The following is a 5,336-nucleotide window of genomic DNA, read 5'->3' as shown; positions in this document are numbered from 1 at the left end:
CAGGACGGCGGCGAGCCGGTCACCGGTCCGGGCGTCGAGGACCTCCGGCAGGTCGGCGGTGCCGCCCCGGCGGTGCGGCTGCTCGACGGCGGCGGTCCAGCCGAGCGCGGCGACCTGGCTCTGCAGGGGCCGGGTCACGGTGTCGCCGGGCGCGGCGGTGGCCGCACCACGGGTGAGGTGCCAGAGCGCGACGTCGATCCCGGCGTCGCCGAGTGCCTGGACCAGGGCCACCGACAGGGCGAGGCCGCGGGTGAGCCCCGGGTGACGGGGGTCGTCGTCCTCGGCGGCGGCGAGCAGCGAGACCACACCGGCGATGTCCCCGTCCGCGGTGGCGTCCGCGATCCGGGCGCGCAGCACCTCCCGGTCGGTGTCGTCCCGGTCGGTGCTCTCGTCGAGCACGAGGGGCAGGGCCACGGCGCCGTGGCGCTCCAGGACGCCGACGACGTCGGCGGGGTCGGTGCCGGCGGCGGTGACCACGAGCCAGGTGCCGGTGGGTCCGGTGCGGGGCGGCTGCGGGGTCGCGGCCCACTCGACGCGGTAGCGCCAGGTGTCGAGGTCCGCGCGGTCGGCGCGGGAGCGGCGCCAGGCGGACAGGCCGGGCAGGATCGCGGTGACCGCGTCCTCGTCGGTGCCGAGCGCGGCGGTCAGGGCGGGCAGGTCGGCCTGCTCGACGGCGTCCCAGAACTCGGTGTCCAGGGCACCGGTGTCCGGGGCGGCGGCGGTCGCGGTGCGGGTGCTCCAGTACCGCTCGTGCTGGAACGGGTAGGTGGGCAGGTCGACCCGGGCCGCGGCGGCGTCGTCGAACAGGACCGACCAGTCGACGTCGAGTCCCCGGACGTGCAGCTGGGCCGCGGACAGCAGGAACCGGTCGTAGCCGCCCTGGTCGCGGCGCAGCGTGCCGCCCGCGACACCGGTGATGCCGGCGTCGTCGAGCGCGTCCTGGACGGCCGGGGACAGCACCGGGTGCGCGGCGGACTCGACGAACACCCGGTGTCCGGTCGCGGTGAGCGCGGCCACCGCGTCGGCGAACCGGACGCGGTTGCGGAGGTTCTCGTACCAGTACGCGGCGTCCATCGTCGAGGTGTCCAGCAGCCCGCCGGTCAGCGTGGAGTACAGCGGCACCGCCGAGGGCTGCGGGGACAGGCCCGCGAGGGTCTCCAGGATCTCCGCGCGCAGCTCCTCGACCTGGTGGGAGTGCGAGGCGTAGTCGACCGCGACGCGGCGGACCCGGATCCCCTCGCCGTCGAGCACCGCGCCGAGCTCGTCGAGCGCCTGCGGCTCCCCGGAGACGACGACCGAGCGGGGCCCGTTGACCGCGGCCACCGAGACCCGGCCCGCGTACTCCTCGAGCCGTCCGGAGACCTCGTCGACCGGCAGCGCGACCGACATCATGCCGCCCCGCCCGGCCAGCGACCGTCCGATCGCGCGGCTGCGCAGCGCGACGACCCCGGCGCCGTCGGGCAGCGACAGCGCCCCGGAGACGACGGCGGCCGCGATCTCCCCCTGCGAATGGCCGACGACCGCGTCCGGCTCCACCCCGTGGGCACGCCACAGCGCGGCGAGGGCGACCATCACCGCGAACGACGCCGGCTGGACCACGTCCACCCGGTCGGCGTCTGGTGCCCCCTCGGCGCGGCGCAGCACGTCGTGCAGCGACCAGCCGGTGATCGGGTCGAGGGCCGCAGCGCACTCGGCCATACGCGCGGCGAACACCGGGGACTCCTCGAGCAGCCGTGCGCCCATCCCGATCCACTGCGCCCCCTGGCCGGGGAAGACGAACACGGTGCGGCCCTCGACGTCGGCGACGCCGTGGGCGACGTGCGGGGCGGGTGTCCCCGCAGCCAACGCGCCGACCCCGTCGAGCAGCTCGTCGCGGGCGGTACCGACGACGACGGCCCGGTGCTCGTGCCGGGCGCGGGTGGTCAGCAGCGCGTGGCCGACGTCGTGCGGGTCGGCGGTGCCGTCCTCGCGGAGCCGGGCGTGCAGCGTGGCGGCCCGGTCGCGGCGGGCCTGCACGGTGTGCCCGGACAGGACCCAGGCGAGGACACCGGTGGGCCCCCCGCCCGGCGCGGGCTCCTCCTGGGCGGCGGGGGCCTGCTCCAGCACGGCGTGGGCGTTGGTGCCGCTGATCCCGAACGACGAGACCGCGGCCCGGCGCGGGCGGCCGGTCTCCGGCCACGCGGTGCGCTCGGTGAGCAGCCGTACCGTGCCGGCCGACCAGTCGACGTGCGACGACGGCGTGCCGGCGTGCAGCGTCGGCGGGAGCACCCTGTGCCGCAGGGCCTGCACCATCTTGATCACCCCCGCGACACCGGCGGCGGCCTGGGTGTGGCCGATGTTGGACTTCAGCGACCCCAGGTACAGCGGGCGGTCGGTGTCCCGGCCCCGGCCGTAGGTGGCCAGCAGGGCCTGGGCCTCGATCGGGTCGCCGAGCCGGGTGCCGGTGCCGTGCGCCTCGACGGCGTCGACGTCGGCGGCGGTGAGCGCGGCCCGCTCCAGGGCCTGGGTGATGACGCGTTCCTGGGACGGCCCGTGCGGGGCGGTCAGGCCGTTCGAGGCGCCGTCCTGGTTCACCGCGGAACCGCGCAGGACCGCGAGGACCCGGTGCCCGTTCGCACGGGCGTCGGAGAGCCGCTCGGCGACCAGGACGCCGACGCCCTCCGCCCAGCCGGTGCCGTCGGCGTCGTCGGAGAACGCCTTGCAGCGCCCGTCCACCGACAGCCCACCCTGGGCGCTGAACTCCACGAACACCGACGGGTCGGCGAGGATCGTCACCCCGCCGACGACCGCGAGCGAGGACTCCCCGCTGCGCAGCGAGTGCGCCGCCAGGTGCAGCGCGACCAGCGACGACGAGCACGCCGTGTCCACCGTGACGGCGGGGCCCTCGAGCCCGAGGGTGTAGGACAGCCGCCCGGACAGGACGCTCGCGGCGGTGCCGGTCAGGGCGTGTCCGCCCAGCTCGGTGCCGGCGTCGGCGGACGGGCTGCCCCAGTGGTAGGAGCCGACGAAGACGCCCGCCCGGCTGCCGCGCAGCGAGGTGGGGTCGATCCCGGCGCGTTCGAGGGCCTCCCAGGAGACCTCGAGCAGCAGGCGCTGCTGCGGGTCCATCGCGGCCGCCTCGCGCGGGGAGATCCCGAAGAACGCCGCGTCGAACCCGGCGGCGTCGTCGAGGAACCCGCCGCGGGCGGTGGCGCTGCCGCCGTCGCCGGTGCTCCGGAGCGCGTCGAGGTCCCAGCCGCGGTCGGCCGGGAACTCCGCGATCCCGTCGCCGCCTGCGGACACCAGATCCCACAACGACTCCGGGGAATCGACACCGCCGGGCAGCCGGCAGCCCATTCCGACGATCGCGACCGGTTCGTTCCCGACCGATTCCAATTCGTCGATACGGCGGCGGGCGCGGCGCAGATCCGTCGTGACCCGGCGGAGCGAGTCGACGATTCTGTTCTGCTGGTCCTGCGATTCCTGCATCAGCTCGTCCTCGTCATCCGGTCGCGCGCGGAGGCAGCGAATTCGTCATGCGGTGTCGAACTCTTCGTCGATGATGTCGAGCAGCCGGTCGACCGACACCGAGTCGAGGTCCTCGTCGGGCGGGCCTCCCGGCTGCGCGGCGGGACGGCGCAGCCCGGCGGCCAGCACCTCCAGCCGATCGGCGACGGCCCGGCGGTCCGGACCGTCGCCGGACAACCCGTCCAGCGCCGCCTCCAGCCCGGCCAGTTCGGGCCCGCAGGGCTCCTGCGGGCCCGGTCCGAGCAGTGCGCTCACCTCGCGGGCGGCGAGCTCGGGGGTCGGGAAGCCGAACACCAGCGTCGCGGGCAGCCGCAGCCCGGTGTCGCGGGCGAGGCGGTCGCAGAGCTCGACCCCGGCGAGCGAGTCGAGGCCCAGCTCCTTGAACACGCTGCGGACGCCGATCTCGGCCGGGTCGGGGTGCCCGAGCACGGCGGCGGTGTGCGTGCGGACCAGGTCGAGCAGCGCCCGCTCGCGCACCGCGGGGGGCATCACGGCGTAGCGTGCGCCGGGATCGGTGCCCGCGCGGTCCTCGCCGGGATCCCCGGCCGCGGTCCCGGTAGGTACCGGATCCGGCCGGGCGGTCGCGGAAGCCGGGTTCGTGACGACCCGGGCATCGGGCCCGGGCTCCGTCGCGGTCCGGGCCCCGGAGGCCGGGAACAGGCCCGGCGACCCACCGGGGTTCCCGGGTGTCGGCGGCGCGGGCCAGTACCGCACGCCGCGGAACGCGTAGGTGGGCAGCGGTACCCGGCGAGCGCCGGTCCCGGCGTGGAAGGCGTGCCAGTCCATCGGCACGCCGAGCGCGTGCAGCCGACCCAGCGCGACGGCGAACGACGTCTCCTCCGGCCGGTCGCGGCGCAGCACCGGGACGACGTGCGCCGCGGTGTCCGGTCCGAGGGTCTCCCGGGCCATCGCCGAGAGCACCCCGCCCGGGCCGAGCTCGACGAACACGTCGACCCCGTCGGCGGCCAGGGAGCGGACGCCGTCGGCGAACCGGACGGTCCCGCGCACGTGCCGCACCCAGTAGCCGGGGTCGGTCGCCGCGGTCGGGCCGAGCTCGCCCGTCAGGTTCGAGACCAGCGGGATCCGCGGTTCGCAGAAGGTCAGCCCCGCGACGACGCCGCGGAACTCCTCGAGCATCGGCTCCATCCGCGGTGAGTGGAACGCGTGCGACACCGCGAGCCTGCTGGTACGACGGCCCCGGTCCGCCAGCTCGGCGGCGAGCGCGGTGACGGCGTCGTCGTCGCCGGCGACGACCACCGAGGCGGGCCCGTTCACCGCGGCCAGTGCGACCCGGTCACCGAGCAGCGGCGCGACCTCGTCCTCGGACGCCTCGACCGCGACCATCGCCCCGCCGGCCGGTAGCGCCTGCATGAGTGTGGCGCGGGCGGCGACCAGGCGGGCGGCGTCGTCGAGCGACAGCACCCCGGCCACGTGCGCGGCGGTGATCTCACCGATGGAGTGGCCGCCGACCGCGGCCGGACGCAGCCCCAGCGCCGTGACCAGGCGGAACAGCGCCACCTCGACGGCGAACAGCGCGGGCTGGGTCCAGCCGGTCTCGTCGAGCAGGGCGGCGGCGTCGTCCCCGGTGCCCCAGGCGACGTCGCGGACGGGCCGGTCGAGGTGGGCGTCGAGGGCCGCGGTGACGTCGTCGAAGGCGCGGGCGAATACCGGGAAGCGGGCGGCGAGCGCGCGGCCGGTCCCCAGCCGCTGACTGCCCTGTCCGGAGAACAGCACCGCGGCGCGGCGGGGCGCCGCCTGTTCGCGGGCCACCTCGACGGGGCCGTGCTCGCCGAGCAGCAGGACCGCGCGGTGGCGCAGCGCGGCCCGGC

General features: G+C 76.6%; 2 protein-coding genes. Both read right to left on the bottom strand.

Annotation, left to right across the window (positions count from 1 at the left end; genetic code table 11):
* Positions 1-3,468, bottom strand: a 3,468-nt coding sequence (locus GTW08_RS02740; RefSeq protein ID WP_161151349.1) for a type I polyketide synthase, incomplete at its 3' end; no start/stop codon positions are given.
* A 45-nt stretch (positions 3,469-3,513) separates the two neighbouring features.
* A partial coding sequence (locus GTW08_RS02735) for an acyltransferase domain-containing protein (protein WP_161151348.1) occupies positions 3,514-5,336 on the bottom strand: 1,823 nt, incomplete at its 5' end.

Origin of the sequence: Pseudonocardia sp. SID8383 (genome assembly GCF_009864975.1) — a bacterium.
GTDB classification, from domain to species: Bacteria; Actinomycetota; Actinomycetes; order Mycobacteriales; family Pseudonocardiaceae; genus Pseudonocardia; species Pseudonocardia alni.
This window is presented reverse-complemented; position numbering and strand designations above follow the sequence as displayed.